The following is a 25,927-nucleotide window of genomic DNA, read 5'->3' as shown; positions in this document are numbered from 1 at the left end:
AACGGCACTCAGCAATGGAGGGTGAGCGCTTTGGCCTTTACCGCTATAATCGCCGCCTTTTCATCCGGCCACTGTATTTACGATATGAGCCAGTCCAGCGACCTGATCCAGTCCGCGCAGCGCACCATTCGCCTCGAACTCGAGGCCGTAGAGAGCCTGCTACCCCGTATCGACGCCACTTTCGTGCGTGCCTGCGAGCTGATTCTGGCCAGCAAGGGCCGCGTCGTCGTCGTCGGCATGGGTAAGTCCGGGCATATCGGCAACAAGATCGCCGCCACCCTGGCCAGCACCGGCACCACGGCGTTCTTCGTCCACCCGGCGGAAGCCAGTCACGGCGACATGGGCATGATCACCCGCGACGATGTAGTGCTGGCCCTGTCGAACTCCGGCTCTACCGCAGAAATCGTCACCCTGCTGCCCTTGATCAAACGACTCGGCATCACCCTCATCAGCATGACCGGCAACCCCGATTCGCCGCTGGCGAAAGCCGCCGAAGCCAATCTGGATGCCCGCGTCGCCCAGGAAGCCTGCCCGCTGAACCTGGCGCCGACCTCCTCCACGACCGCCTCCCTGGTGCTCGGTGACGCCCTGGCGATCGCCCTGCTGGAAGCCCGCGGCTTCACTGCAGAAGACTTTGCCTTCTCCCACCCGGGTGGCGCCCTCGGCCGCCGCCTGCTGCTGAAAGTGGAAAACGTCATGCACGCCGGCGCCAGCCTGCCGCAGGTCCAACGCGGCACCTCGCTTAAAGGGGCTCTGCTGGAAATGACCCAGAAAGGCCTGGGCATGACCGCAGTACTCGAAGCGGATGGGCGCCTTGCCGGAATCTTCACCGACGGCGACCTGCGCCGCACCCTGGATCGCAGCATCGACCTGCGCCAAGCCAGCATTGACGAGGTCATGACGCCACATGGCAAAACCGCACGCCCGGAGATGCTGGCCGCCGAAGCGCTGAGGATCATGGAAGACCACAAGATCAGCGCGCTGGTGGTGGTCGATGAGCATGACCGCCCGGTGGGGGCCTTGAACATGCACGACCTGCTGCGTGCGGGGGTGATGTAATGAGCAGCCATGTAATCAGCGCCGAGCTGCTGCGGCGCGCTAAAAACGTCAAACTGGCGATTTTCGATGTCGACGGCGTACTCACCGACGGTCGTTTGTACTTCCTCACCGACGGCGGCGAATTCAAAACCTTCAACACCCTGGATGGCCACGGCATCAAAATGCTGATCGCCTCTGGAGTGCGCACCGCCATCATCAGCGGGCGCAAGACCCCAGTGGTCGAGCGTCGTGCACAGAACCTGGGCATCCAGCATCTGTACCAAGGCCGCGAAGACAAACTGGTGGTGCTCGACGAGCTACTGGGTGAACTCGGCCTAAGCTACGAACAGGTCGCCTACCTCGGCGATGACCTGCCCGACCTGCCAGTGATTCGCCGGGTCGGCCTGGGCATGGCCGTCGCCAGCGCCGACAGCTTCGTCCGCCAGCATGCCCACGGCGTTACCCACGCCCGCGGCGGCGAAGGTGCCGCCCGCGAGTTCTGCGAGTTGATCATGCGCGCCCAGGACAGCCTTGAAGCCGCCCAAACCGCCTATCTATAGAGCCGATCATGCTGCGCAAACTGCTTCTCTCCGTGTTTTTCACCCTCGCCGCCCTGCTGCTGGCGGCGCTCGGCTATTGGAATCTCAACCCGGACAGCCTGCTGGAGCAAACGCCCACAGCCAGCGCGGAACACGCCATCGACTTCTATGTGGTTAACGCCCGCACCGTGCAATATCAACCGGACGGCAAGCTGCATTACGAAATGACCTCCGACAAGGTCGAACACCTCAAAGCCAGCGACACCAGCCTGATGACCCGCCCAGACCTGCAACTTTATCGCGGCACCCCACAGCCTTGGCATGTAAGCAGCGCCCGCGGCGAAGTGTCGCCGGGGGGCACCGAAGTCGAACTGATCGACGCCGTGCGCGTCGAGCGCACGGACGCCAAAGGCCGTCCGACCCTACTCACCACCAGCCGATTGACCGTGTTCCCCGACAAGGAATATGCGCAGACCCAGCAAGCCGTTAGAATCGAGGCGGCCAACGGGGTGACCACGGCACAAGGAATGAAAGCGTACTTGAATGACGGCAGGATGCTCCTGCTGTCCAACGTAAGAGGCCAGCATGAGGTTCGTTAACACTTTGTCTCTCCGGACCCTCCCCCTTCTGCTCAGCTTGAGTGCCGCACTTGGAAGCGCGAGCGCCTGGGCACTGCCGACCGACCGCGAGCAACCGATTCGCGTGCAAGCCGACAGCGCAGAACTCGATGACAAACAAGGCGTAGCGGTATACCGCGGCGACGTCGTCATTACCCAAGGCACCCTGAAGATCACCGGCAACACCGTGACCATCACGCAGACCGCCAACGGCGATATCGAGGTCTTCACCGCCGTCGGCACACCGGCGTATTACGAGCAGAAACCCGCTGCCGACAAGCAGATCGTCAAGGCTTACGGCCTGACTATCCAGTATTTCGCCGCCAACGAGCGCATCGTGCTGATCGATCAAGCCAAGGTAGTGCAGGAAGGCAATACCTTCGAGGGCGAGAAAATCGTCTACGACACCCAGCGCCAGATCGTCAACGCCGGCCGCGCCACCGGCGCCAACGTGACCTCGCCGCGCCCGCGCATCGATATGGTGATCCAGCCGAAGAACAAACCCGCCGAGCAGAAGGCGCAGTAATGGCCATCCTGAAAGCCCAACACCTGGCCAAGAGCTACAAGGGCCGCCAAGTCGTGCGCGACGTCAGCCTGTCGATTGAGAGCGGGCAGATCGTCGGCCTGCTGGGCCCGAACGGCGCCGGCAAGACCACCTGCTTCTACATGATTGTCGGCCTGGTTAACGCCGACCAGGGCCGCGTACTGATCGATCAGCAGGACGTCACCCATCTGCCCATGCACGGCCGTGCCCGCGCCGGCATTGGTTATCTGCCGCAAGAGGCCTCGATCTTCCGCAAGCTCTCGGTCGCCGACAACATCCTGGCGATCCTGGAAACACGCAAGGATCTCGATCGTGCCAGCCGGCGCCAGGCCCTGGAAACCCTGCTGCAGGAATTCCATATCAGCCACATTCGCGACAACCTCGGCATGAGTCTGTCTGGCGGTGAACGCCGCCGCGTGGAGATCGCCCGCGCCTTGGCCACCGCACCCAAGTTCATCCTGCTCGATGAGCCCTTTGCCGGCGTTGATCCGATCTCGGTCGGCGACATCAAACAAATCATCCACCATCTCAAGGCCAAGGGTATTGGCGTTTTGATCACCGATCACAACGTGCGTGAAACCCTGGATATTTGCGAAACCGCCTACATCGTCAACGACGGCCAATTGATCGCCGAAGGTGATGCCGAGACCATCCTGGCCAACCAGTTGGTGAAAGAAGTCTACCTGGGCCACGAGTTCCGCCTGTAGTTTGCGCAACCGCCCACTACAGAGAATGTGCGAGGGCTAGGCAAACCCCTCGAGATCAGGCATATAATTTGCTTCCTGGTGGCGCGTTGGCGCCCTGTAGTGGATGGCGCATGTGCGCCGGCGAATAAGGTCCTAAGCCCCCTCCATGAAACCATCGCTCGTCCTTAAAATGGGCCAGCAGCTGACGATGACCCCGCAGCTGCAACAGGCCATCCGCCTCCTCCAACTGTCGACCTTGGATCTGCAACAAGAGATTCAAGAGGCCTTGGAGTCGAATCCTATGCTCGAGCGCCAGGAAGACGGCGACGACTTCGACAACACCGACCCCCTGGCCGATGGTGCGGAGAGCGCCCCCGCCGCGCCCAACCCGGAGGAGTCCTACCAGGAAACCAGCTATCAGGAGTCCGCCCCCACGGTCGACAACCTGGAAGAAGGCGAATGGAACGAGCGCATCCCCAGCGAACTGCCCGTCGACACCGTCTGGGAAGACATCTACCAGACCAGCGCCAGCAGCCTGCCCAGCAACGATGATGATGAGTGGGACTTCACCACTCGCACCTCGGCCGGCGAGAGCCTGCAAAGCCACCTGCTCTGGCAGCTCAATCTGGCACCGATGTCCGACAAGGATCGCCTGATCGCCGCCACCCTGATCGACTGCATCAACAATCAAGGCTATCTGGAAGAAACCCTGGAAGAGGTGCTCGAAGCCTTCGACCCCGAACTGGATATCGAACTGGACGAAGTGGAAGCGGTACTGCATCGCATCCAGCAGTTCGAGCCCGCCGGCATCGCCGCCCGCGACCTGCGCGAATGCCTGCTGCTGCAACTGCGCCAGCTGCCCGCCAAGACGCTCTGGCTGAGCGAAGCCCAGCGCCTGGCGGGCGACTACCTGGACTTGCTCGGCAGCCGCGACTACAGCCAGTTGATGCGCCGCATGAAGCTCAAGGAAGATGAACTGCGCCAAGTGATCGAGCTGATTCAAAGCCTCAACCCGCGCCCCGGCTCACAGATCGAAGCCAGCGAACCGGAATACGTGGTACCCGACGTCATTGTGCGCAAGCACAACGAACGCTGGCTGGTGGAGCTTAATCAGGAAGCCATGCCGCGCCTGCGGGTCAATCCGCAATACGCAGGCTTCGTACGCCGCGCCGACTCCAGCGCCGACAACACCTTCATGCGCAACCAGTTGCAGGAAGCCCGCTGGTTCATCAAGAGCCTACAGAGCCGCAACGAAACCCTGATGAAGGTCGCCACGCAGATCGTCGAGCACCAACGCGGCTTCCTCGATTATGGCGACGAGGCGATGAAGCCCTTGGTCTTGCACGACATCGCCGAAGCCGTGGGCATGCACGAGTCGACCATCTCGCGGGTGACCACGCAAAAATTCATGCACACACCGCGCGGCATTTACGAGCTGAAATACTTCTTCTCCAGCCACGTCAGCACCTCCGAAGGCGGTGAATGCTCGTCTACCGCGATCCGCGCAATCATCAAAAAACTAGTCGCTGCGGAAAATGCGAAAAAGCCGTTGAGTGACAGCAAGATCGCTGGTTTACTGGAGGCACAGGGCATTCAGGTGGCCCGTCGCACAGTCGCCAAATACCGCGAATCCCTCGGGATAGCGCCTTCCAGTGAACGTAAGCGACTGCTGTAACGGCTACACTGATCCAAGCCAAAGTGTTCCGGTGGCAGGCCCGTTAGCCTGTCTCTTACACACGGCAATAAGGAGAAAGCGGTATGCAAGTCAACATCAGTGGACATCAACTGGATGTGACCGACGCCCTACGCGCCTACATCGACGAGAAACTCGAACGAGTAGAGCGCCACTTCGGAAAAATCACCAACGTGCAGGTCACCATGGAGGTCGAGAAGCTCAAACAGAAAATCGAAGCGACCCTGCACATCGCCGGCGGCGAAGTCGTCGCCCGCGCCGAACATGACGACATGTACGCAGCTATCGATCTGCTCACCGATAAGATCAACCGCCAACTTATCAAGCACAAGGAAAAGCAGCAGGGTCGCCTGCAAGGCGCCCCGGCGCGCTGACACCATCCCCTACTCATGATTCGACTTGAAAACATACTGACCCCCGGCCGTTCCCTGGTGAACGTGCCGGGCGGCAGCAAAAAACGTGTCCTCGAACAAATCGCCAACCTGGTCGCCCGCGAATTGCCCGACCTGGATGGACAAGACATTTTCGAGAGCCTGGTCGCCCGCGAGAAGCTTGGCTCAACCGGTTTCGGCAATGGCATCGCCATTCCACATTGCCGCCTGCCTGGCTGCGTATCGCCGATCAGCGCCTTGCTGCGCCTCGACGCCCCGGTAGACTTCGATGCTATCGACGGCGCCCCAGTAGACCTGCTGTTTGTCCTGCTAGTGCCAGAGGCCGCCACCGATGAGCACCTGGAGCTCCTGCGCCAGATCGCCAGCATGCTCGACCGTAGTGAGGTACGCGCACAGCTGCGCCACGCACAGAGCAGTGACCGCCTGTACCAGGTAGTAGTGGACGTGCAGAACGGCCGCTAGGCGGAGGCGGAGCCTAATCATGCGTTTGATCATCGTCAGCGGCCGCTCCGGCTCGGGTAAGAGCACCGCCCTCGATGTCCTCGAGGACAACGGCTTCTATTGCATCGACAACCTGCCGGCCGGCCTACTCCCGGAACTGGCCGAGCGCGCCCTGTTGCACACCGAGCTGTTGCAGCCGCTGGTGGCCGTGTCGATCGATGCGCGCAACCTGCCGAGCCAGCTCAAGCGCTTTCCCGAACTGCTCGACGAAGTGCGCGCCCGGCACATCCAATGCGACGTGCTGTACCTCGACGCAGACGAAGAAACCCTGCTCAAGCGCTTCTCCGAGACCCGTCGCCGTCACCCACTGACCACCGCCGAGCGCTCGCTGGCCGAAGCCATTCACGACGAAAGCCTGCTACTCGGCCCGATCATCGATCTAGCCGACCTGAAGATCGACACCACGCATCTCAACCTCTACCAACTGCGCGACACACTCAAGCTGCGCTTACTGAATAAGCCGGAACCGGGTACCGCGTTCCTGGTCGAATCGTTTGGCTTCAAGCGCGGCATGCCGGTAGATGCGGATCTGGTCTTCGACGTGCGCTGCCTGCCTAATCCGTATTGGAAGCCGGAGCTGCGCGAGCACTCGGGCCTCGAGCCATCCGTCGCGCAATACCTGGCCGCGCAGCCGGATGTCGAAGAGATGTTCCAAGACATCCTCGCCTACTTGGTAAAATGGCTGCCGCGCTTCGCCGCAAGCAACCGCGCCTATGTCACCATCGCCATTGGTTGCACTGGCGGACATCACCGCTCGGTGTATCTGGCCGAGCGACTTGGCCAAGCGTTGAAAAAACCCTTAAAGAATATTCAGGTTCGCCACCGCGACCTTTAGTAGAAGGACTTAAACAGCGATGCCCGCCTGTGAAATCACCATCATCAACAAGCTTGGCCTACACGCGCGCGCGGCCGCCAAGTTTGTCGGCGTGGCCGGGCGCTTTCCTTGCCAGGTGCGCGTCGGTCGTGCGCCGGAGTGCTACGTGGATGGCAAAAGCATCATGGCGGTCATGATGCTGGCCGCCGGTAAAGGCACCGCGATCCACCTGCACACCGAAGGTGAGCAGGACGATGACGCCTTAAATGCGCTGATCGAATTGATCAACAACCGTTTCGACGAAGGCGAATAGCTCAGCCGCGAGGTGGGCAAATCGCCGCAGCGCTATGCCCACCCGAGGTTCCGTCAGCTCCCCGCCACCATCATCCGCTCGATCAATACCGAACCCGTACGCACATTGCTGCGCAGTTCCAGGTCGCTACCCACCGCCAGAATCTGCTTGAACATATCGCGCAGATTGCCGGCGATAGTGACTTCCTGCACCGGGAACTGGATCTCACCGTTCTCGACCCAGAACCCACCGGCACCGCGCGAGTAGTCGCCGGTCACCAGATTCAGCCCCTGCCCCATCAGCTCAGTGACCAATAGCCCACGGCCCATGCGCCGGATCAACGCCGCCTGGTCATCCTCGCCATGGCTGACGAACAGGTTGTGCACGCCACCGGAATTCGCCGTGCTTGGCAGGCCCAGCTTGCGCCCGGAGTAGGTACCGAGGATGTAGGAGCGCAACTCACCGCATTCGACGAAGGACTTGGCGTAGGTCGCCAGGCCATCGCCATCGAACGCCGCGCTGCCCAGCGCCCGCGGGATATGCGGACGCTCATCGAGGCTCAGCCATTGCGGAAACAGCTGCTGGCCCAAGGCGCCTTCGAGAAAGGACGATTTGCGATACAGGTTACCGCCGGAGATCGCCGAGAGGAAATGACTGAACAAGCCGGTGGCCAGCTCTGCGGCAAACAGCACCGGCACCTCGCAGGTCGGCACCGGACGCGCGCCCAAGCGGCTGACCGCTCGCTCGGCGGCACGCCGGCCGATACTGGCGGCATCGGCCAGATCCTCGCCACGCCGGTTGACGTCATACCAATAGTCGCGCTGCATCAACCCGTCGGCTTCGGCGATCATCACGCAACTCAGGCTCTGCCGGGTGCTGGCGTAACCGCCGACAAACCCATGGCTGTTGCCATAGACGCGGCAGCCCTGGTGCGTATTGAGGGTGGTGCCGTCGGCGTTCTTGATCCGCTTATCCGCGGCAAAGGCCGCCGCCTCACAGCTCAGCGCCCGTTCAATGGCCTGCTCCGGGGTGATATCCCAGGCATGGTAGAGATCCAGATCCGGCAAGTCGCGCGCCATCAGCTCAGGATCGGCCAGCCCGGCACAGTCGTCCTCGGAAGCATGCTTGGCGATTGCCAGGGCCGCGGCCACAGTCTCGTGGATCGCCGCGTCACCGCTCGCCGAGGTACTCGCCGAGCCCTTACGCTGACCGACATACAGGGTGATACCAAAGCCCTGATCGCGGTTGAACTCCACCGTCTCCACTTCGCCCTGGCGCACCGAAGTGGACAAGCCCTGCTCCACCGATACCGCGACCTCACAGGCACTGGCGCCTTGCTGCTTGGCCTCGGCAATAATCCGCGCGACCTGCGCCTGCAATTCCGGCAAGGCCTGGGGGCCGACTACGTCTGCTGCACTCATAACCCACTCCACTTCTCAAGGTCAGTCACCCGACCGGGCCGGACAAGCGGCCCTCGACTCGTTATCATGGCGACGTTTCCAACTGGATCAGCCCCATGTCTGAATATTCCGACGACTTCTCCGAGGAGAAGAGCAAAACCCAAGTCAAACGTGAGCTGCATGCTCTAGTAGACCTCGGCGAGCGCCTGACAACCCTCAAACCCGACCTGATCGCGCGCTTGCCGTTGACCGACGCCCTGCGTCGCGCCCTGGCCGAAGCGCCGAAGCATACGGCGAACATCGCCCGTAAACGGCACATCCAGTTCATCGGCAAGCTGATGCGCGATCAGAACATCGACGAAATCCTGGTCCTGCTGGACCAACTGGATGCGTCTACCCGTCAGTACAACGAACGCTTCCACGGCCTGGAGCGCTGGCGCGACCGCTTGATCAACGGCGGCGACGACGTTCTCGAAGCCTTTGTCGGCGATTATCCGCAGGCTGACCGGCAGCATTTGCGCCAACTGATCCGTCAGGCCCAGCACGAAACGGCGCACAACAAGCCACCCGCCGCCACGCGCAAAATCTTCAAATACATCCGCGAACTGGACGAGAGCAAACGCGGTCTGCGCTGACCAAGCGCTTGCCCAATGGACGGATCTCTACGGCAAAAACGCCGCCACGCTGGGCCGGTTGGTGGGTTACGGCCAAAGGCCTAACCCACCCTACGCTCCTACGCGCCTGTACCGCCCACGGTAATCGCATCAATTTTCAGCGTCGGCTGGCCGACGCCCACCGGCACCGACTGGCCGTCTTTACCGCAGGTGCCGACACCGCTGTCCAGCGCCAGATCGTTGCCGACCATCGACACCCGGCCCATGGCTTCCGGGCCGTTACCAATCAGCGTGGCGCCTTTGACCGGCGCGGTGATCTTGCCATCCTCGATCAAGTACGCCTCGCTGGTGGAGAACACGAACTTGCCGCTGGTGATATCGACCTGACCGCCGCCGAGGTTGGCGCAGTAAATGCCCTTCTTCACCGAGGCGATAATCTCTTGCGGGTCGCTCTCGCCGGCCAACATATAGGTGTTGGTCATCCGCGGCATCGGCAGGTGCGCGTACGACTCACGCCGGCCATTGCCGGTGGCGGCCACGCCCATCAGACGCGCGTTCAACTTGTCCTGCATATAGCCCTTGAGCACGCCGTTTTCGATCAGCGTGGTGCACTGGGTCGGCGTGCCTTCGTCGTCCAGGCTCAGCGAACCGCGGCGCCCCGCCAGGGTGCCGTCGTCGACTATGGTGCAGAGGCTGGAGGCCACTTGCTGGCCCATGCGCCCGCTATAGGCCGAACTGCCCTTGCGGTTGAAGTCGCCCTCCAGGCCATGGCCGACCGCCTCATGCAGCAGGACGCCAGACCAGCCGGCGCCCATCACCACCGGGAAGGTGCCGGCCGGTGCCGGGATGGCTTCCAGATTGACCAGCGCCTGACGCAACGCCTCACGGGCATAACCCATGGCGCGGTCTTCGTTGAGGCTGTCCTTACTGAGAAAGTAGCGATAATCGGAACGACCGCCGCCACCATGGCCACCGCGCTCGCGACGACCATTCTGCTCGACTATCACGCTGACATTGAAACGCACCAACGGCCGCACATCGGCGCCGAGGCTGCCGTCGTTGGCGGCGACCAGAATCCGCTCCCAGACGCCCGCCAGACTGACGGTGACCTGTTTGATCCGCGGGTCCAGCGCCCGCGTAGCGACATCCACCCGTTTGAGCAGCTCGACTTTCTCCGCCCGGCTGAGCACTTCCAGCGGGTTCTCCGGCGCATACAGGCGTGCGACTTGCGGGCTGGCAAAGGCCTGCACGCGGCCATGCTGGCCGGCGCGGGCAATCGAGCGAGCGGCGCGGGCGGCCTGGCTCAAGGCGTCGGCGGTGATCGCATTGCTATAGGCGAAGCCGGTTTTCTCGCCGGACTGCGCGCGCACGCCGACGCCCTGATCCAGATTGAAACTGCCTTCCTTGACGATGCCGTCCTCCAGCACCCAGGTCTCCGAGACCTGGCCATGGAAATACAGGTCCGCCGCATCGATCCCCGGGCCGGCCAATTCGGCCAGCACCGCCGGCAGGCTTTCGATACTCAAACCGCCAGGGCCCAGCAGGTGCTCACTGACGGATAACAACAACTCGCTCATAGTCACTCCATAGGCTCTCAGAGCCCTTAGGTCGGCCGCACGGCGGACGACACTGAAAATCGGCGGTGATGGTACACCGGCATGCGTTGACGGATCGCCGCCTGCTCGGCCGCATCGCGGCTGGCCAAGAGCAGCGCCTCGCCCTGGGCCTGTTCGGCCAATACTCGCCCCCAGGGGTCGATGATTGCCGAATGGCCAAAAGTCTCGCGTCCTTTCGGGTGGATGCCGCCCTGACCGGCGGCCAACAGGTAACACTGCGTCTCGATGGCCCGGGCGCGCACCAGAACTTGCCAGTGCGCGGCGCCGGTCACTGCGGTGAACGCCGAAGGCGCGCTGATCAATTCCGCGCCGGCCTGCCGCAGTGCGCCATACAACTCGGGGAAGCGCAGGTCGTAGCACACCGTCAGCCCCAAGCGCCCCACCGGGGTATCGGCCACCACCAACTGCGAGCCATGGGCGTAATCGTCGGACTCGCGGTAGCGACCGCGGCTGTCGGCCACATCCACATCAAACAGATGCAGCTTGTCGTAACGTGCCACCCGCTCGCCCTGCTCATCGATCAGCAACGAACAGGCATGCGCCTTAGCCTCGGGCTGACCGTCGGGCGGCAGCGGCAAGGTGCCGGCCACTATCCATAACTTGAGGTCGCGGGCGGTCTGTTTCAACCAGGGCAGGATCGGACCCTCACCCAAGGCCTCGGCCCGCCCGAGGGCGGCCAGGTCACGGCGGCCCATGGCGGCAAAGTTTTCCGGCAGCACCGCAAGCCGCGCACCACCGGCGGCAGCTTGTTCGAGCAGGCGACGGGCATCGGCAAGGTTGGCCAGCACATCGTCCTGGCTAACCATCTGAATCACGGCGAGGGACATACCGCGCTCCCAAAAAGGCATAGGCGCATGCTACCCCATGCAGCGGGTCACGGCGTTAACGAGGTTTTTCAAAAGGCTTATCGAAGCTGATTATCGGATCCTGCCAGGAGCCTTTCACGCTGTACTGCACACTGGCGAAACGCGCCACCTGCTTGCCCAGCAGTTTGTCGACCACGAACAACGCCCCACCGATGGCCGGTGCGCCGACGATCAAGGCGGCCAGCGGTAAGTTGTTGCTCAACGGCAGCGTCACCAACAACTTGGCATCGACCCGATCACTGACCATGTCCAAGGTGCCATTGAGCTCAAGGTTACTCGACGGTCCGATCAGGGTGATCGGCTCGCGCGTCACGTAGACACCATTGTTGGCCACCAGCAGGCCTTTGACTCGGTCGTAACTCAGGCCTTTGTCGAGCAGATCGGAGAAGTCCAGGCGCAGGCGTCGACCGATTGAGTTGAAGTTGAGCAAGCCAAATACCCGCAGCGCCGCGGCCGAGCCTTGCGCCTCGACGAACTGGCCCTTACGCAGACTGGCATCGAGCTCACCGGACAAACGCTTGAGACTGACCCAGGCCGGCGAGCCGGGCCAACGCCCATCGACATCCAGGAGGAATCCTTCGCTGGTGGCCGTCGGCGCAAAATCCCAGGCGAGCAGTACATCGGCCAAATTCTTGCCCTCTAGCCGGCCTTTGTACCAACTGCTGCTGGCGCCGGGCGCACCCTCCCAGCCAGCAGTGCCACCCAGCTGCAAACCCTTGAGGCCCAGATTCAACTCGCTGAACGTCACCCCGTTGGCACTCGGCCGCGCTTTCAGCGACCAAGCCCCCAGCAGACTGTCACCCTGCAAGACCCGAGCGATCTGAATATCCAGAGCCGGAATCTGCCGCGGATCAACCGTCGCAAGCGGGTCCGGCCCAGCGGCCTCGGTCGGCGGCTTGGGCGTGGCGGCGGGGAAGCGTAGATGCTCGAGGTTGACCGTGATGGCCGCCGTACTGGCATCCGGCAAGCCGATCCGGCCTTTGAGTAGAGCGCTGTCGAGGTCCAGCGCCCAGCCCCCATTGGCGCGAGCCAACTGCACACTCAGGCTCTCCAGCGAGGCGCCGAAGCCACGGAAGTTGCCGATCTGCAGTTCGGCACTGCTGAGCAACTGCTTGGCGCTATCGCCCTGGCCCGCCGCATAGCGTTTGCTCAGCGCCTGCCAGGCCTCCCAATCCAGCTCACTCAGGCTACCGCGTACGCGCAGCCCTTTGCTGCTCGGCAAGCTGGACGGCTCCCGGCCCAGCCGCAGCTCGCCACGGCCATCGGCCAAGCGGTCAAGCGGCGCCGCCAAGCTCAGGCTGGCCAGCTTGGCATAGTCCAACCAGTAACGCCGCTCCGCACCCTGCAGAGTCATGCGCCACTCGGTCGGGCGCTCATCGGCGGCCGCTTTGCCAAAGGGCGCCGGCAGGTCGATTGCCAGTCCTTTCAGGTTGGAGTCGACGCGCAGCTGACTGTCGGCGCCATCCAGGGTCAGCCACAATTGGTAAGGCAACTCGCCGGACAGCGGCAGTGGCTGGGTCGCACCCAGCCAGTCGGTCAGGCTTTGCAGCGCCACTTGACCACCCGCCTCGATCCGCGTCAGTGGCCGACCGCGCGCGCCAGCGGCGATGGCTTTGCCGCGAACCGCCCGGCCAAAGACCTGAGCGCGGATATCCGGGGCACTCAAGCCACTGGCCGTATCGAAGCGGAACGCGCCTTTCAGTTGAGTCAATTCAAGGTTGGGGTTAGCCAGCTTGAGGCGCGCACCGTCGGCCGAAAAGTCGACCACCACAGTGGGCGGCAAACCATGGCTCAGTGGAATATCCAGGTTGAGCTTGCCGCTGAGCGCGCCCTCACCCTGCCAGCCGGCGAAGGTTTCAGCGGTGCCCAGCGGCGTGTCCTGAAGAACTTTCAGCGCATCGGCAACATTGCTCCGCACGTCGCCAACCAGCAGCAAGCGCGGCGTCTGGCCCGGCTCGACATGCGCAATGTCGACGCTGACAGCACTCACCGCGCTGTCGAGCAAACGCCCTTCCGGCACCTGCACGCGCACCCCGCGGTCCTCGATAAACACATCACCGCGCGCGCCGCGCAGTGCTGGCCAGCCGGGCTGGAAGGCCAACTCGGCGTCATGCACCTTGAAGAACAGGCTGAGGCTGCGCGCCGCATCCTCCGCGCCTTTGTTCAGCGAGCCCTGATACTGAAAATAGCCCTCGTCGATGGCGCCGGCACGGATCGCCGTCTTCAGCCAGTTGGCCAGCTCCGGGCTGAGCCCAGTGGCCAGCGTCGGTAAGTATTTCTCGGTGTAGCGGGCGTCGCCCTCGCGCAGGCCGACACGCAGGTCCATATAGTCTTCCGTCGCCGGATCGCGCATCAGGCGGATCAGGAAATCGCCGGCGAGCTTGCCCTCGTCACCCACTACTTGCAGGTAGGGGCTGATCAGGGTGAAGGCCTGCTCGTCGAGGCGCCAAGTCAAGCGGGCATTGGCCTTCTGGTAGCGCCAGGGCTTGGGAAACAGCTGATCCAGGTGCAAGGCGAAGTTCTCGGTCGCCAGCCGCAACTCGCCCTGACCCAGGTCGCCGCTGATGCTGCCGCTGACGTTTTCCACCGCCGGCGCCCCGCCATAGGCATCGAAACTGATGTTTTCCAGGTTGCCGGCAAATTGCACACGCTGGTCGGCGCTGGCCTGCGGCCGGTACGCCAGTTGCAGATTACGCAGCCCGCCCTGCAGTTGCAGGCCGCCCAACACCGCGGCGAGGGTTTCCGGCAGCGGTGCCAGCGCCTCGATGGCCGGCGTCAACGGCGTCAGGTTGAGACGATCCGCCGTGAGCTGCCAGCGCTCCTCGCGATCCGCGCTGGCGGCCTGATGAGTGAGGCCCAACTGCGCCTCCCCCCAACGGGTCTCACCGAAGCTCGCGGCAAGCGAGTCGAGCAGCAGCTGAAAACCTTCGGCGGTGCGGTCGAAGTACCCAGTGAGTGCCAAATCCTGCAGCTTCGCCGGCTTGCGCTGGGCGTAAGCCGCGCTCAGCTCGGGCGCATGCACACGCGCCACCGCGCGCTGAATGCCGCCCTTGGCCCAGGACAGCCAAAATTCGCCGCCAGCTTGGAGGCGCCCGACGTGCCAGTCGCGCGTCAGGCTCGCCGGCAGCCAGCGCGCCCAATCGCTCTGCGGCAGGCTGAGATACAGCTCGGCCTCCGCCTCCTGCCATGTCCCCGGGCGCAAGTGGGTGCGCAGGCTCAGGGCCAACGGCTGGCCATCGGGTAGGGTCAAACGGCCGTCCAGGCGCTGACGGCTTATGCCATTACGCAGGCTCAAGTTGACATAGGTGAGGGTCAACGGCGCCTCGCCATGAGGCTCGAGGGTCAGTTGGCTATCCAGCAACGAAATGCGCGCGACCATTTGCAGACCGGCGAGCCATTGCGCCGGATCCACCGGCGCGGATTCGGCACGCGCCGGCAAGCCTTCCAGCGACCACCGGCCGTCGGCGTCCTGTTGCACACTGAGCTGCAGGCCCTCCAGCTCCAGCCGGGCAACCCGCACCTGACGCGCCAGCAAGCTGGCCACTACATCCGGCACCACCCGCACCTGATCCAGCCGCACCGCACTAGCGCCTTCGCCAACCTGCACGTCATGCGCCAGCAGCAGCGGCGCCCATCCCTGCCAACGGCCTTCCAGACTACCGATAGTCAGCGGCAAACCCAGAGTCGCCTGCACCTTGCTCTCGACTTCGCCGCGATACTCGGCGACCCAAGGCACCAGCTCGCGGCCGAGGCTGACATACAGCGCCGCCAGCACCAGACCTAAGGCACAGAGCTCCCAACTCCAGCGCAGCAGAGTGGCGAACAGGCGGGCGAGACGTTCCATTTCAGTTCGGCTCCACGTCAGTTCAGCTCCATAAACACGCGCCCATCCCGGCGCCGAGAGTGCCCGGCCTCAAGCAGAGCACGCTCAGAGCAGAACCACATCGTATTGCTCCTGCGAATACATGGTCTCGACCTGAAATTTAATGGTGCGGCCAATAAAGCTTTCCAGGTCGGCAACGTTGCCCGACTCCTCGTCCAACAGCCGGTCGACGACCTTCTGGTTCGCCAGCACGCGATAGCCTTCGGCCTGATAGGCACGGGCCTCACGGAGGATCTCGCGGAAGATTTCGTAGCAGATGGTCTCTGCGGTCTTCAGCTTGCCGCGCCCCTGGCAGCTGGTGCAGGGCTCGCAGAGCACCTGCTCGAGGCTCTCGCGGGTGCGTTTGCGGGTCATCTGCACCAAGCCCAACTCGGTGATGCCAATGATATTGGTCTTGGCGTGGTCGCGCTCCAGCTGCTTCTCCAGGGTCCGCAGTACCTGGCGCTGGTGCTCTTCGTCTTCCATGTCGATGAAGTCGATGATGATGATCCCACCCAAGTTGCGCAGGCGCAGTTGCCGGGCAATCGCGGTGGCGGCTTCGAGGTTGGTCTTGAAGATGGTTTCTTCCAGCGTGCGGTGCCCGACGAAGGCGCCCGTGTTCACATCGATGGTGCTCATCGCCTCGGCCGGGTCGATGATCAGGTAACCGCCGGACTTGAGCGGCACCTTGCGCTCCAGCGCCTTCTGGATCTCGTCCTCGACGCCATACAGATCGAAAATCGGCCGCTCGCCTGGGTAGTGCTCCAGGCGGTCGGCGATTTCCGGCATCAGTTCATCGACGAACTGGGTGATTTTCTGGAAGGTCTCGCGCGAGTCAATACGCAGCTTCTCGGTGCGCAGGCTGACCAAATCACGCAGGGTACGCAGGGCCAGGCTGAGATCCTCGTAAATCACCGACGGGGTGGGCGCCGTTGTCATCTGGGTGCCGATCTGCTCCCACAACCGACGCAGATAACGAATGTCCGCGATGATTTCGTCGGCACCCGCGCCATCCGCGGCGGTGCGCAGGATAAAGCCACCGCTCTCCTCGATCCCCTCGGCCGCGATGCAGTCGGCCACCACCCGCTTCAGGCGCTCACGCTCGACTTCATCTTCAATCCGCAGCGAGATACCGACATGACTGGTGCGCGGCATATAGACGAGATAGCGCGAGGGAATCGACAGCTGCGTGGTCAGGCGCGCGCCCTTGCTGCCGATCGGGTCCTTGGTCACCTGCACCACCAGGCTCTGACCCTCGTGGACCAGGGCACTGATGCTCTCCACGGCACTGCCTTCGCGGGAAGAAATCTCCGAGGCATGGATGAACGCCGCGCGCTCCAGGCCGATATCGACGAAGGCCGCCTGCATCCCCGGCAGCACCCGTACCACCTTGCCTTTATAGATGTTGCCGACGATGCCGCGGCGCTGGGTGCGCTCGACATGCACCTCCTGCAGCACCCCGTTTTCCACCACCGCCACGCGCGACTCCATCGGCGTGATGTTGATCAGAATCTCTTCGCTCATGCTTGCGTCTCGCTCAGGTGCTGCCAACAGGGAATGCCAAAATCGGCGAGCAGCTCCGCGGTTTCGCACAGCGGCAGGCCGACCACCGCCGAATAACTACCGCGCAGAGCGCTGACGAACACCGCCGCCAACCCCTGGATAGCATAACCACCGGCTTTGTCCTGCGGCTCACCGCTGGCCCAATAGGCTTCGGCTTCGGCGCGCGACAGCGGACGAAAAGCCACCTGGCTTCGCACCACTCGCACCTCATTGCGCTGCGCCGAAGCAACGGCCACGGCGGTCAGCACTTCATGCTCGCGCCCCGAAAGGGCCGCCAGCATGGCCAAGGCTTCCGCCCGATCCTGCGGTTTACCGAGAATGCGCCCAGCGAGCACCACCGCCGTATCGGCACCGAGCACCACCGCCCCGGCAGGGGTTTCCAAGGCGGCCAGCCCGGTCACCGCTTTGGCGCAAGCCAAACGCTCTACATAGGCCTGTGGCGCCTCATCTGGCAATGGATCTTCATCGATGGGAGCGCTGAGCGTGAAGAAGGGCACACCGATTTGCGTCAGCAATTCACGTCGGCGCGGCGACCCGGAGGCCAAGTAAAGCGTGGCCATGCAGACCTCTCCCTGTCGAACAGTGCAGGTCGGCAGCCCGCTGGCCGCAACCCGTTTAATTGACGTTTAAGCGCTGATGCAAACCGCGCAGGGCAACACAGACCCAGGGCCAGAGCAATGCGCTGACCAAGGCCGGCAGCACAAAGGCCAAGGTCGGCGGGCGGTTCCCGGTGAGTGCATTGAGCCACAGCTGGACCAACTGGGCCAGGCCGAACACCACCAGCAGCACCAGGCTCTGCTGCCACATAGGGAACATGCGCAGACGCTGATGCAGGGTCAGCACCAGGAAAGTGATCAGGCTCAGGATCAAGGCGTTCTGCCCGAGCAACGAGCCGTACAGCACATCCTCCGCCAAGCCCAGCAGCCAGGCCGTGGTCATCCCGACCCGATGTGGCAGGGCCAAGGTCCAGTAGGTCAGAAACAGTGCCAGCCAGAGCGGCCGACCGATTTCCATAAAGCTCGCCATCGGCGCCACGCTGAGCAACAAGGCCGCCGCCAAACTCAACCAGATCACCCAGCCATTACGCGGACGCAAACCGATCATCGCTGCTCCCCCCCAGTTGCAGTCGGGGTGGCCGTTACCGGTTGCACGAGCGGGACGGCTGGCGATTGAGGGCTCGGCGTCGCGCCGGTCGGAACCTCGGCGGGATTTTGCCCGGCCTGCCGATCGACTTCTTCTTGCGCCTCTGCGGAGTCCGTGGCGCGCTGCTCGGGCGAACGGGCATCGGTAAACACCAGCAACATATAGCGGCTACGGTTCAACGCCGCGGTAGGAATGGCACGCACAATGGCGAACGGCTGCCCGGAGTCGTGAATCACTTCTTTAACCGTCGCCACCGGATAACCCGCCGGGAAGCGCTGACCAAGCCCGGAGCTGACCAGCAGATCGCCTTCCTTGATATCGGCGGTATCCGCCACATGCCGCAGCTCCAGGCGCTCGGGGTTGCCGGTACCGCTGGCGATGGCCCGCAGGCCATTGCGATTGATCTGCACCGGAATGCTGTGGCTGGTGTCGGTCAGCAGCAGAACCCGCGAGGTATAAGGCATGACCTCCACCACCTGGCCCATCAGGCCGCGCGCATCCAGGACGGGCTGGCCAAGGAACACGCCATCCTTGCCGCCTTTGTCGATCAGGATGCGATGGGTGAAGGGATTAGGATCGACGCCAATCAACTCGCCGACCAGCACCTTCTCGTCGACCAGCGCGGAAGAGTTGAGCAACTCGCGCAGACGCACGTTCTGCTCGGTCAATGTGGCCAGCTTCTGCAGACGCCGCTGCATCAACAGCGCCTCGGCCTTGAGCTTCTCGTTCTCGCCGAGCAATTCGCTGCGACTGCTGAACTGCTGCGTCACCCCATCCCATATGCGTACCGGCAGATCGGCCAGCCAATAGAACGGCGTCAGCACCAGGCCCAGCTGGCTGCGCACGGGCTTGAGCGCCTCGAAACGCGCATCGACCACCATCAGCGCAGCCGAAAGCACGACCAGCACCAGCAGGCGCACACCCAATGAGGGGCCCTTGGCAAAGAGCGGCTTAATGGCTTGCTGCTCCGACGCTGTGTTTAGAATGGCTGCGCTTATTCATGCGGCATTGGAAACCGAATCGAGTGCTGATTTACGGATTGTAAACGCGACTTCTGCGCCGACTGTAGCTTTATGCCCCACATGAATGCAGGAAATGCGACGAGCCCACCGAGGTGGGCACGGCCCCGAGAAACGCCCAGGGCACTGCAAAAGCGTTGCGGGCGCAGCGGAACTCGCCAGTCTTATTCGCTGGAGAGCAGATCCATGGTGTGCCGATCCATCATCTCCAGCGCCTTGCCACCGCCCCGCGCGACGCAGGTCAGCGGGTCTTCGGCAACGATCACCGGCAGGCCGGTTTCTTGCGCCAGCAGCTTGTCCAGGTCACGCAGCAGGGCGCCACCGCCGGTCAGCACTAGGCCACGCTCGGCGATATCCGAAGCCAGTTCCGGCGGCGATTGCTCCAGCGCGCTTTTAACCGCCTGCACTATAGTCGCCAGGGACTCCTGCAGCGCTTCCAGCACTTCGTTGGAATTGAGGGTGAAGCTGCGCGGCACGCCTTCCGCCAGGTTACGGCCACGGACGTCGACTTCACGGATTTCGCCGCCCGGATAGGCAGTACCGATTTCCTGCTTGATGCGCTCGGCGGTGGATTCGCCGATCAGGCTGCCGTAGTTGCGGCGCACATAGGTGATGATGGCTTCGTCGAAGCGGTCACCGCCAACCCGCACGGATTCGGCGTAAACCACGCCGTTCAGCGAGATCAGCGCAATTTCCGTAGTACCGCCGCCGATATCGACGACCATCGAACCACGCGCTTCTTCCACCGGCAGGCCGGCACCGATAGCGGCGGCCATCGGTTCTTCGATCAGGAACACTTCGCGGGCGCCGGCACCGAGGGCCGACTCACGAATGGCCCGACGCTCAACCTGAGTAGACTTGCACGGCACACAGATAAGGACGCGTGGGCTCGGCTGCAGGAAGCTGTTTTCATGCACTTTATTGATGAAGTACTGCAGCATCTTCTCGCAGACGCTGAAGTCGGCGATCACACCATCCTTCATCGGACGAATAGCGGCGATATTGCCGGGAGTACGGCCGAGCATACGCTTGGCTTCGGTTCCGACCGCTACGACACTCTTCTGGTTGCCGTGGGTACGGATGGCGACCACCGATGGTTCATTCAGCACAATGCCGCGTTCGCGTACATAAATCAGGGTATTGGCAGTGCCCAGGTCGATCGACAGATCGCTGGAAAACATGCCACGCAGTTTCTTGAACATGGGATAGGGACCCTAGGCAACGCGTGGGTAAAAAAGTGCGGCAAACTCTAACAACGACGGGGATTTTGGGCAAGGCGCCAATATGTTAAATTGGCGCCTTTTCCGGGCTTTACGGCCCATCATAGCGGCTTTTGACCGCTCGCCCGCGGTATCCGTTCCGCACAGTTTTTTCGTACGGTCTTCCGCCCGCCTGCCACTGGCCGCTCTTAATTGGCTGCTCTTAATTGGAGAATCCCCGATGGCGCTTGAACGCTCCGAGGTGGAAAAAATCGCCCATCTGGCCCGACTGGGTCTGAATGACGCCGATATTCCACGCACCACCGAGACCCTCAACACTATTCTCGGTCTGATTGATCTGATGCAGGCGGTCGACACTACCGGCATCGAGCCCCTGGCTCACCCGCTGGAAGCCACTCAGCGCCTGCGCGCCGACGTTGTGACCGAGGAAAATCACCGCGATGCCTACCAGGCCATCGCCCCGGCAGTACAAGACGGCCTGTATCTCGTGCCGAAAGTGATCGAGTAATGGATATGCACCAACTGACTCTGGCCGAGATCGCCCGCGGCCTCGCCGACAAACAATTCTCTTCCGAGGAGCTGACGCGCAACCTGATCGCGCGCATTCAGCAACTCGACCCGCAGCTGAACAGCTTTATCAGCCTCACCGAAGCGCTGGCCCTGCAACAGGCCAAGGCCGCCGATGCCCGCCGCGCCGGCGGTGAAAGCGGCGCCCTGCTCGGCGCGCCGATCGCCCACAAGGATCTGTTCTGCACCCAGGGCATTCGCACCAGCTGCGGCTCGAAGATGCTCGACAACTTCAACGCCCCCTATGACGCCACCGTGGTCGCCAAACTCGCCGCGGCGGGCACCGTGACGCTGGGCAAGACCAACATGGATGAGTTCGCCATGGGCTCGTCGAACGAGTCCAGCTATTACGGCGCGGTGAAGAACCCCTGGAACCTCGCCCACGTACCGGGCGGCTCCTCCGGCGGCTCGGCCGCGGCGGTGGCGGCCCGCCTGTTGCCGGCGGCGACCGGCACCGACACCGGCGGCTCGATCCGCCAACCGGCGGCGCTGACCAACCTCACCGGGATCAAGCCGACCTACGGCCGCGTCTCGCGTTGGGGCATGATCGCCTACGCCTCCAGCCTCGACCAGGGCGGCCCACTGGCCCGCACTGCCGAAGACTGCGCGCTGCTGCTGCAGGGCATGGCCGGCTTCGACCCTAAAGATTCGACCAGTGTCGATGAGCCCGTGCCGGATTACAGCGCCAGCCTGAACCACAGCCTGGAAGGCCTGCGCATCGGCCTGCCGAAGGAATATTTCGGCGCCGGCCTCGACCCGCGCATCGCCGAGCTGACCCTGGCCTGCGTCAAGGAGCTGGAAAAACTCGGCGCGGTGGTCAAGGACATCTCCCTGCCGAACATGCAGCACGCGATTCCGGCCTATTACGTGATCGCCCCAGCCGAGGCTTCCTCCAACCTGTCGCGTTTCGACGGCGTGCGCTTCGGCCATCGCTGCGAGAACCCGGTCGACCTCACCGACCTGTATAAGCGCTCACGCGCCGAAGGCTTCGGCATTGAAGTGCAGCGGCGGATCATGGTCGGTGCCTATGCGCTGTCCGCCGGTTACTACGACGCCTACTACCTGCAGGCGCAGAAGATTCGCCGGCTGATCAAGAACGACTTCATGGCGGCCTTTAAAGAAGTGGACGTGATACTCGGCCCCACCACGCCGAACCCGGCCTGGAAACTCGGCGAGAAGAACAACGACCCGGTGGCGCAGTACCTGGAAGACATCTACACCATCACCGCCAACCTCGCCGGCCTGCCGGGCATTTCCATGCCTGCGGGTTTCGTCGAAGGTCTGCCGGTTGGCGTGCAGTTGCTGGCCCCCTACTTCCAGGAAGGCCGCCTGCTCAACGTAGCCCACCGCTACCAGCAGGTCAGCGGCTGGCACCAACAATCGCCGGCCGGATTTTAGTCATGGCGCAGCCATGCAGCCTTTTCCCCTCGCCCCGTCAAGGGGGGAGGGTGGCCCGCGGGGCCGGGAGAGGGTTCGCCAAGGCAATGCAGGATTGAGGAAACACCACTATGCAATGGGAAACTGTGATCGGGCTGGAAATCCACACCCAGCTCGCCACCCAATCGAAGATTTTCTCCGCCAGCTCCACCACTTTTGGCGCCGAGCCGAACACCCAGGCCAGCCTGGTCGATCTCGGCATGCCCGGCGTGCTGCCGGTGCTCAATGAGGAAGCGGTGCGCATGGCGGTCAAGTTCGGTCTGGCGATCGATGCCGAGATCGGCGCCAGCAACGTCTTCGCCCGCAAGAACTACTTCTATCCGGACCTCCCCAAGGGCTACCAGATCAGTCAGATGGAACTGCCGATTGTCGGCAAGGGCCACCTGGACATCAGCCTGGAAGACGGCACGATCAAACGCGTCGGCATCACCCGCGCGCACCTGGAAGAAGACGCCGGCAAGAGCCTGCATGAAGACTTCAGCGGCATGACCGGCATCGACCTCAACCGCGCCGGCACGCCGCTGCTGGAGATCGTCTCCGAGCCGGACATGCGCAGCGCCAAGGAAGCCGTGGCCTACGTCAAGGCCATCCACGCCCTGGTGCGTTATCTGGGGATTTGTGACGGCAATATGGCCGAAGGCTCGCTGCGCTGCGACTGCAACGTCTCGGTACGGCCGAAAGGCCAGGCCGAGTTCGGCACCCGCTGCGAGATCAAGAACGTCAACTCGTTCCGCTTTATCGAGAAGGCGATCAACTCCGAGGTGCAGCGGCAGATCGAGCTGATCGAAGACGGCGGCAAGGTCATCCAGCAGACCCGCCTGTACGACCCGAACAAAGACGAAACCCGCGCCATGCGCAGCAAGGAGGAAGCCAACGACTACCGTTACTTCCCCGACCCGGATCTGCTGCCGGTGGTGATCAGCGCGCAATTCCTCGACGCCACCCGCGCCACCCTGCCGGAACTGCCGCCGCAGAAGCGCGAGCGTTTCCAGGCCCAGTTCGGTTTGTCCGCCTACGATGCCAGCGTGCTGGCCTCCAGCCGCGAGCAGGCGGATTACTTCGAACAGGTCGTCAAGATCGGCGGCGACGCCAAGCTGGCGGCCAACTGGGTGATGGTCGAGCTGGGCAGCCTGTTGAACAAGCAAGGCCTGGAGATCGAACAAGCGCCGGTATCCGCCGAACAACTGGGCGGCATGCTGGTGCGCATCAGCGACAACACTATCTCCGGCAAGATCGCCAAGATGGTCTTCGAGGCCATGGCGGGCGGCGAAGGCAGCGCCGATCAAATCATCGAAGCCCGCGGCCTGAAACAGGTCACCGACAGCGGCGCCATCGAGTCGATGCTCGACGAGATGCTCGCCGCCAACGCCGAGCAGGTCGAACAGTACCGCGCCGCCGATGAAGCCAAGCGCGGCAAGATGTTCGGCTTCTTCGTCGGTCAGGCGATGAAGGCCTCCAAAGGCAAGGCCAACCCGCAGCAAGTGAACGAATTGCTCAAGCAAAAGCTCGAAGGGTAAGCAGTTCAACACCGCACAACGCCGGGCTCGCCCGGCGTTGTTTTGTCCAGAGGTATAAGTATGTGGCGTTTACTGACTCTCAGCGCACTGTTCGGCCTGCTCGCGGGTTGCGCCGGTCTGCCGTTCGGCCTCGGCTCAGGTGGTGACAGCGAAAGCCGCTACAACGCCGAGGGCAAGGCGTCCTATTACGGCGCCAGGCACCACGGCAAACGCACCGCCAGCGGTGAGAGATTCGACCAGCACCAACTGACCGCCGCGCACCGCAGCCTGCCCTTCGGCACACGGGTGCGGGTGACCAACCTGAACAACGACAAGACCGTGGTAGTGCGCATCAACGACCGGGGCCCCTACGCCCGCGGGCGCATCATCGATGTCTCACGCAAGGCCGCCCAGCAACTCGACATGCTGCGCGCCGGCGTGGCGCCGGTGCGGGTGCAAAGCCTCGACTAACAGGAGTAGAGCCATGAGCGAACCAGCGAAAGCCGGCGAACAGGTACGCCGCCAAGTGATGGGCGATGCCTTCGTCGATCGCGCCCTGGGCAATGCCAGCGAGTTCACCCAGCCCCTGCAAGACTTCGTCAACGAACATGCCTGGGGCGGCGTCTGGACCCGTGAAGGTCTGCCGCTGAAGACTCGCAGCCTGATCACCCTCGCCGCGCTGACCGCGCTGAAATGCCCGCAAGAGCTGAAAGGCCATGTGCGGGGTGCGCTGAATAATGGCTGCACGGTCGAGGAAATCCGCGAGGCGCTACTGCATTGTGCGGTGTATGCCGGCGTACCGGCGGCGATCGACGCCTTCCGCGCCGCCCAGGAAGTGATAGACGCCTGGCAGGGCGCAGGCGAATAAGCGGCGCTGCGCCTAGATCCAGCCGCCCCACTGCAACACGAAGATGCCGATATTGGTGGTCAGCGCCGCCGCCAGGGTGGTGATCACTATGATCGCCGCGGCCAGCTCCTGGTTGCCGTTCACCGCCTTGACCATGACGAAGCTGGCGGCAGCGGTGGGGCTGGCGAAGTAGAGGAACAGGATACCCAGCTCGGCGCCGCGGAAACCGTAGAGGAACGCCCCGAGGGTGCAGAGCAGCGGCAACCACACCAGCTTCATCAGGCTGGCGCTGATGGCCAAACCGCTGCTCGCCCGCAGGGACGCCAACGACAGGGTGCCGCCGATGCAGATCAACGCCAGCGGCAGGGTCAGCTGCGCGAGGTACTCACCGGACTTGGTCAGCCAGGCCGGCAGGCCGATCTGCCAATAGGCAAAGGGCATGGCCGCGAGCACGCCGATGATCAATGGATTGCGCAGAATGCTCTTGAGAATGCTCCAGGCATCCGACTTGGAACTCGGGCTGTAGATCGCCAGCACTACCGCCGACAGGCTGTTGTAGGAGAGGATCACCACCCCGGCCAACACCCCACCCAGCGACAAGCCGTAGTCGCCGTACAGGCTGGTCGCCAGCGCCAGGCCGACAATGCCGTTGTTGCCACGAAAGGCGCCCTGGGTATAGACCCCGCGATCGGCCCTGGGACAACGCCAGATCGCCCAACCCCAGGCCAAGAGAAACCCCAGCAGCGTCGCGACGACGAAATAGCCCAGTACCGCCGGCTGCAAAGCCGTGCGTAGATCGGCATGCAGGATGGCGAGAAACAGCATGACCGGCATGCTGACGTTGAACACCAGCGCCGATGCCGTGCCGATAAACGCCGCATCGATCAGCCCCAGGCGTTTGAGCAACACGCCGAGAAACAACATGGCGAAAACCGGCGCGGTGATGCCGAAGGTTGCAGAGATGAGCGCGAGCATGTCGTGTGCTGAGCCAGGCGGATGTCGTTAGGCGGCTAATGATAAGTCAGCCGCAGCGCCAGCGCATGCAAACAGCTGCCGTGCGCAGAGCCTTTGCTCCTACATTAAATGAGCATTCCGAATTGTAGGAGCTAGCTCTGCTAGCGAATGCCGGCAACGCAAAAGCTTCGCGAGCAGGGCTCGCTC

At 63.1% G+C, this 25,927-nt stretch carries 26 protein-coding genes; 16 read left to right on the top strand and 10 right to left on the bottom strand.

All coding sequences use genetic code 11. The features are described from left to right. Nucleotides 1–84: 84 nt before the first annotated feature. The 10 genes from FFS12_RS19605 (at nt 85) to FFS12_RS19560 (ending at nt 7,137) form a co-directional block, all read left to right on the top strand. Nucleotides 85–1,059, top strand: coding sequence for a KpsF/GutQ family sugar-phosphate isomerase (locus tag FFS12_RS19605; protein WP_137889388.1), 975 nt, complete (start codon nt 85–87; stop codon nt 1,057–1,059). After that, nucleotides 1,059–1,598: a 3-deoxy-manno-octulosonate-8-phosphatase KdsC gene (gene kdsC, locus FFS12_RS19600; RefSeq protein ID WP_137889387.1), complete on the top strand. Its 540-nt coding sequence runs from the start codon at nt 1,059–1,061 to the stop codon at nt 1,596–1,598. Before FFS12_RS19605 ends, kdsC begins: the two co-directional genes overlap by 1 nt. 8 nt (nt 1,599–1,606) lie before the next feature. Further along, entirely contained in the window at nt 1,607–2,176 is a 570-nt protein-coding gene (gene lptC / locus FFS12_RS19595) for an LPS export ABC transporter periplasmic protein LptC (protein WP_137889385.1), read from the top strand. Beyond that, nucleotides 2,163–2,720 carry a lipopolysaccharide transport periplasmic protein LptA gene (lptA, locus tag FFS12_RS19590; protein WP_137889383.1) on the top strand — a complete coding sequence of 186 codons (558 nt, stop codon included), beginning with the start codon at nt 2,163–2,165 and terminating at the stop codon, nt 2,718–2,720. Before lptC ends, lptA begins: the two co-directional genes overlap by 14 nt. Next, nucleotides 2,720–3,445: an LPS export ABC transporter ATP-binding protein gene (lptB, locus tag FFS12_RS19585; protein ID WP_137889381.1), complete on the top strand. Its 726-nt coding sequence runs from the start codon at nt 2,720–2,722 to the stop codon at nt 3,443–3,445. Before lptA ends, lptB begins: the two co-directional genes overlap by 1 nt. 145 nt (nt 3,446–3,590) lie before the next feature. Further along, nucleotides 3,591–5,099 carry an RNA polymerase factor sigma-54 gene (locus FFS12_RS19580; protein ID WP_137818165.1) on the top strand — a complete coding sequence of 503 codons (1,509 nt, stop codon included), beginning with the start codon at nt 3,591–3,593 and terminating at the stop codon, nt 5,097–5,099. Between the two features lie 83 nt (nt 5,100–5,182). Further along, the gene (hpf, locus tag FFS12_RS19575) at nt 5,183–5,491 is read left to right on the top strand and encodes a ribosome hibernation-promoting factor, HPF/YfiA family (RefSeq protein ID WP_137889379.1); all 309 of its coding nucleotides are present in this window, start codon (nt 5,183–5,185) and stop codon (nt 5,489–5,491) included. Between the two features lie 15 nt (nt 5,492–5,506). After that, the gene (gene ptsN / locus FFS12_RS19570; RefSeq protein ID WP_137889378.1) at nt 5,507–5,971 is read left to right on the top strand and encodes a PTS IIA-like nitrogen regulatory protein PtsN; all 465 of its coding nucleotides are present in this window, start codon (nt 5,507–5,509) and stop codon (nt 5,969–5,971) included. A gap of 19 nt (nt 5,972–5,990) precedes the next feature. Continuing rightward, complete coding sequence (rapZ, locus tag FFS12_RS19565) at nt 5,991–6,845, top strand: RNase adapter RapZ (protein WP_137889376.1); 855 nt, start codon at nt 5,991–5,993, stop codon at nt 6,843–6,845. Between the two features lie 19 nt (nt 6,846–6,864). Then, nucleotides 6,865–7,137: an HPr family phosphocarrier protein gene (locus tag FFS12_RS19560; protein ID WP_137818169.1), complete on the top strand. Its 273-nt coding sequence runs from the start codon at nt 6,865–6,867 to the stop codon at nt 7,135–7,137. A gap of 53 nt (nt 7,138–7,190) precedes the next feature. Here the strand turns inward: FFS12_RS19560 and pmbA are convergent, their stop codons facing one another. After that, a complete protein-coding gene (gene pmbA, locus FFS12_RS19555) occupies nt 7,191–8,537 on the bottom strand; it encodes a metalloprotease PmbA (protein WP_137889374.1) in 1,347 nt (448 codons plus the stop codon). A gap of 95 nt (nt 8,538–8,632) precedes the next feature. Here pmbA and yjgA point away from each other — a divergent pair, with 95 nt between their 5' ends. Then, on the top strand, nt 8,633–9,151 hold the full coding sequence (gene yjgA / locus FFS12_RS19550; RefSeq protein WP_137818171.1) for a ribosome biogenesis factor YjgA: 519 nt from the start codon (nt 8,633–8,635) through the stop codon (nt 9,149–9,151). Between the two features lie 98 nt (nt 9,152–9,249). Here the strand turns inward: yjgA and tldD are convergent, their stop codons facing one another. From tldD to mreB, 8 genes are all read right to left on the bottom strand, one after another. Then, nucleotides 9,250–10,707, bottom strand: a complete 1,458-nt coding sequence (gene tldD / locus FFS12_RS19545; protein ID WP_137889372.1) for a metalloprotease TldD — start codon at nt 10,705–10,707, stop codon at nt 9,250–9,252. A gap of 26 nt (nt 10,708–10,733) precedes the next feature. Beyond that, nucleotides 10,734–11,573: a carbon-nitrogen hydrolase family protein gene (locus FFS12_RS19540; RefSeq protein ID WP_137889370.1), complete on the bottom strand. Its 840-nt coding sequence runs from the start codon at nt 11,571–11,573 to the stop codon at nt 10,734–10,736. A gap of 55 nt (nt 11,574–11,628) precedes the next feature. Continuing rightward, a complete protein-coding gene (locus tag FFS12_RS19535) occupies nt 11,629–15,456 on the bottom strand; it encodes a YhdP family protein (protein ID WP_137889368.1) in 3,828 nt (1,275 codons plus the stop codon). Between the two features lie 84 nt (nt 15,457–15,540). After that, nucleotides 15,541–16,998: a ribonuclease G gene (gene rng, locus FFS12_RS19530; RefSeq protein WP_137889366.1), complete on the bottom strand. Its 1,458-nt coding sequence runs from the start codon at nt 16,996–16,998 to the stop codon at nt 15,541–15,543. Beyond that, a complete protein-coding gene (locus FFS12_RS19525) occupies nt 16,995–17,597 on the bottom strand; it encodes a nucleoside triphosphate pyrophosphatase (RefSeq protein ID WP_137889364.1) in 603 nt (200 codons plus the stop codon). Before FFS12_RS19525 ends, rng begins: the two co-directional genes overlap by 4 nt. A gap of 55 nt (nt 17,598–17,652) precedes the next feature. Beyond that, nucleotides 17,653–18,141, bottom strand: coding sequence for a rod shape-determining protein MreD (gene mreD / locus FFS12_RS19520; protein WP_137889362.1), 489 nt, complete (start codon nt 18,139–18,141; stop codon nt 17,653–17,655). Further along, entirely contained in the window at nt 18,138–19,088 is a 951-nt protein-coding gene (gene mreC, locus FFS12_RS19515) for a rod shape-determining protein MreC (RefSeq protein WP_372239490.1), read from the bottom strand. Before mreC ends, mreD begins: the two co-directional genes overlap by 4 nt. A gap of 275 nt (nt 19,089–19,363) precedes the next feature. Further along, nucleotides 19,364–20,401 (bottom strand): rod shape-determining protein MreB, encoded by a 1,038-nt coding sequence (gene mreB, locus FFS12_RS19510; protein ID WP_137818179.1) that lies wholly within the window; start codon nt 20,399–20,401, stop codon nt 19,364–19,366. A 238-nt stretch (nt 20,402–20,639) separates the two neighbouring features. Between mreB and gatC the strand changes: the two genes are divergently transcribed. From gatC to FFS12_RS19485, 5 genes are all read left to right on the top strand, one after another. Continuing rightward, nucleotides 20,640–20,927, top strand: a complete 288-nt coding sequence (gene gatC / locus FFS12_RS19505) for an Asp-tRNA(Asn)/Glu-tRNA(Gln) amidotransferase subunit GatC (protein WP_137818180.1) — start codon at nt 20,640–20,642, stop codon at nt 20,925–20,927. Between the two features lie 5 nt (nt 20,928–20,932). Then, entirely contained in the window at nt 20,933–22,384 is a 1,452-nt protein-coding gene (gene gatA, locus FFS12_RS19500; RefSeq protein ID WP_137818181.1) for an Asp-tRNA(Asn)/Glu-tRNA(Gln) amidotransferase subunit GatA, read from the top strand. Between the two features lie 110 nt (nt 22,385–22,494). Beyond that, entirely contained in the window at nt 22,495–23,940 is a 1,446-nt protein-coding gene (gatB, locus tag FFS12_RS19495; protein ID WP_137889358.1) for an Asp-tRNA(Asn)/Glu-tRNA(Gln) amidotransferase subunit GatB, read from the top strand. A gap of 60 nt (nt 23,941–24,000) precedes the next feature. Then, on the top strand, nt 24,001–24,390 hold the full coding sequence (locus FFS12_RS19490; protein ID WP_137889356.1) for a septal ring lytic transglycosylase RlpA family protein: 390 nt from the start codon (nt 24,001–24,003) through the stop codon (nt 24,388–24,390). A 13-nt stretch (nt 24,391–24,403) separates the two neighbouring features. Further along, nucleotides 24,404–24,787 carry a carboxymuconolactone decarboxylase family protein gene (locus FFS12_RS19485; protein WP_137818184.1) on the top strand — a complete coding sequence of 128 codons (384 nt, stop codon included), beginning with the start codon at nt 24,404–24,406 and terminating at the stop codon, nt 24,785–24,787. 12 nt (nt 24,788–24,799) lie between these two features. Here FFS12_RS19485 and FFS12_RS19480 read toward each other — a convergent pair whose 3' ends face one another. Continuing rightward, a complete protein-coding gene (locus tag FFS12_RS19480) occupies nt 24,800–25,741 on the bottom strand; it encodes an AEC family transporter (RefSeq protein ID WP_137889354.1) in 942 nt (313 codons plus the stop codon). Nucleotides 25,742–25,927 lie beyond the last annotated feature (186 nt).

The organism is Pseudomonas sp. 2FE (assembly GCF_005503735.1).
GTDB lineage: Bacteria > Pseudomonadota > Gammaproteobacteria > Pseudomonadales > Pseudomonadaceae > Aquipseudomonas.
This window is presented reverse-complemented; position numbering and strand designations above follow the sequence as displayed.

Coding starts and splice junctions, on each gene's coding strand:
- tldD (WP_137889372.1), bottom strand. CDS start 10,707: ATGAGCGAGTTGTTGTTATCCGTCAGTGAGCACCTGCTGGGCCCTGGC.
- FFS12_RS19490 (WP_137889356.1), top strand. CDS start 24,001: ATGTGGCGTTTACTGACTCTCAGCGCACTGTTCGGCCTGCTCGCGGGT.
- FFS12_RS19480 (WP_137889354.1), bottom strand. CDS start 25,741: ATGCTCGCGCTCATCTCTGCAACCTTCGGCATCACCGCGCCGGTTTTC.
- lptC (WP_137889385.1), top strand. CDS start 1,607: ATGCTGCGCAAACTGCTTCTCTCCGTGTTTTTCACCCTCGCCGCCCTG.
- lptA (WP_137889383.1), top strand. CDS start 2,163: ATGAGGTTCGTTAACACTTTGTCTCTCCGGACCCTCCCCCTTCTGCTC.
- mreD (WP_137889362.1), bottom strand. CDS start 18,141: ATGATCGGTTTGCGTCCGCGTAATGGCTGGGTGATCTGGTTGAGTTTG.
- FFS12_RS19560 (WP_137818169.1), top strand. CDS start 6,865: ATGCCCGCCTGTGAAATCACCATCATCAACAAGCTTGGCCTACACGCG.
- FFS12_RS19580 (WP_137818165.1), top strand. CDS start 3,591: ATGAAACCATCGCTCGTCCTTAAAATGGGCCAGCAGCTGACGATGACC.
- FFS12_RS19525 (WP_137889364.1), bottom strand. CDS start 17,597: ATGGCCACGCTTTACTTGGCCTCCGGGTCGCCGCGCCGACGTGAATTG.
- lptB (WP_137889381.1), top strand. CDS start 2,720: ATGGCCATCCTGAAAGCCCAACACCTGGCCAAGAGCTACAAGGGCCGC.
- rng (WP_137889366.1), bottom strand. CDS start 16,998: ATGAGCGAAGAGATTCTGATCAACATCACGCCGATGGAGTCGCGCGTG.
- ptsN (WP_137889378.1), top strand. CDS start 5,507: ATGATTCGACTTGAAAACATACTGACCCCCGGCCGTTCCCTGGTGAAC.
- FFS12_RS19605 (WP_137889388.1), top strand. CDS start 85: ATGAGCCAGTCCAGCGACCTGATCCAGTCCGCGCAGCGCACCATTCGC.
- kdsC (WP_137889387.1), top strand. CDS start 1,059: ATGAGCAGCCATGTAATCAGCGCCGAGCTGCTGCGGCGCGCTAAAAAC.
- pmbA (WP_137889374.1), bottom strand. CDS start 8,537: ATGAGTGCAGCAGACGTAGTCGGCCCCCAGGCCTTGCCGGAATTGCAG.
- gatC (WP_137818180.1), top strand. CDS start 20,640: ATGGCGCTTGAACGCTCCGAGGTGGAAAAAATCGCCCATCTGGCCCGA.
- mreB (WP_137818179.1), bottom strand. CDS start 20,401: ATGTTCAAGAAACTGCGTGGCATGTTTTCCAGCGATCTGTCGATCGAC.
- rapZ (WP_137889376.1), top strand. CDS start 5,991: ATGCGTTTGATCATCGTCAGCGGCCGCTCCGGCTCGGGTAAGAGCACC.
- gatA (WP_137818181.1), top strand. CDS start 20,933: ATGCACCAACTGACTCTGGCCGAGATCGCCCGCGGCCTCGCCGACAAA.
- FFS12_RS19540 (WP_137889370.1), bottom strand. CDS start 11,573: ATGTCCCTCGCCGTGATTCAGATGGTTAGCCAGGACGATGTGCTGGCC.
- gatB (WP_137889358.1), top strand. CDS start 22,495: ATGCAATGGGAAACTGTGATCGGGCTGGAAATCCACACCCAGCTCGCC.
- yjgA (WP_137818171.1), top strand. CDS start 8,633: ATGTCTGAATATTCCGACGACTTCTCCGAGGAGAAGAGCAAAACCCAA.
- FFS12_RS19535 (WP_137889368.1), bottom strand. CDS start 15,456: ATGGAACGTCTCGCCCGCCTGTTCGCCACTCTGCTGCGCTGGAGTTGG.
- FFS12_RS19485 (WP_137818184.1), top strand. CDS start 24,404: ATGAGCGAACCAGCGAAAGCCGGCGAACAGGTACGCCGCCAAGTGATG.
- hpf (WP_137889379.1), top strand. CDS start 5,183: ATGCAAGTCAACATCAGTGGACATCAACTGGATGTGACCGACGCCCTA.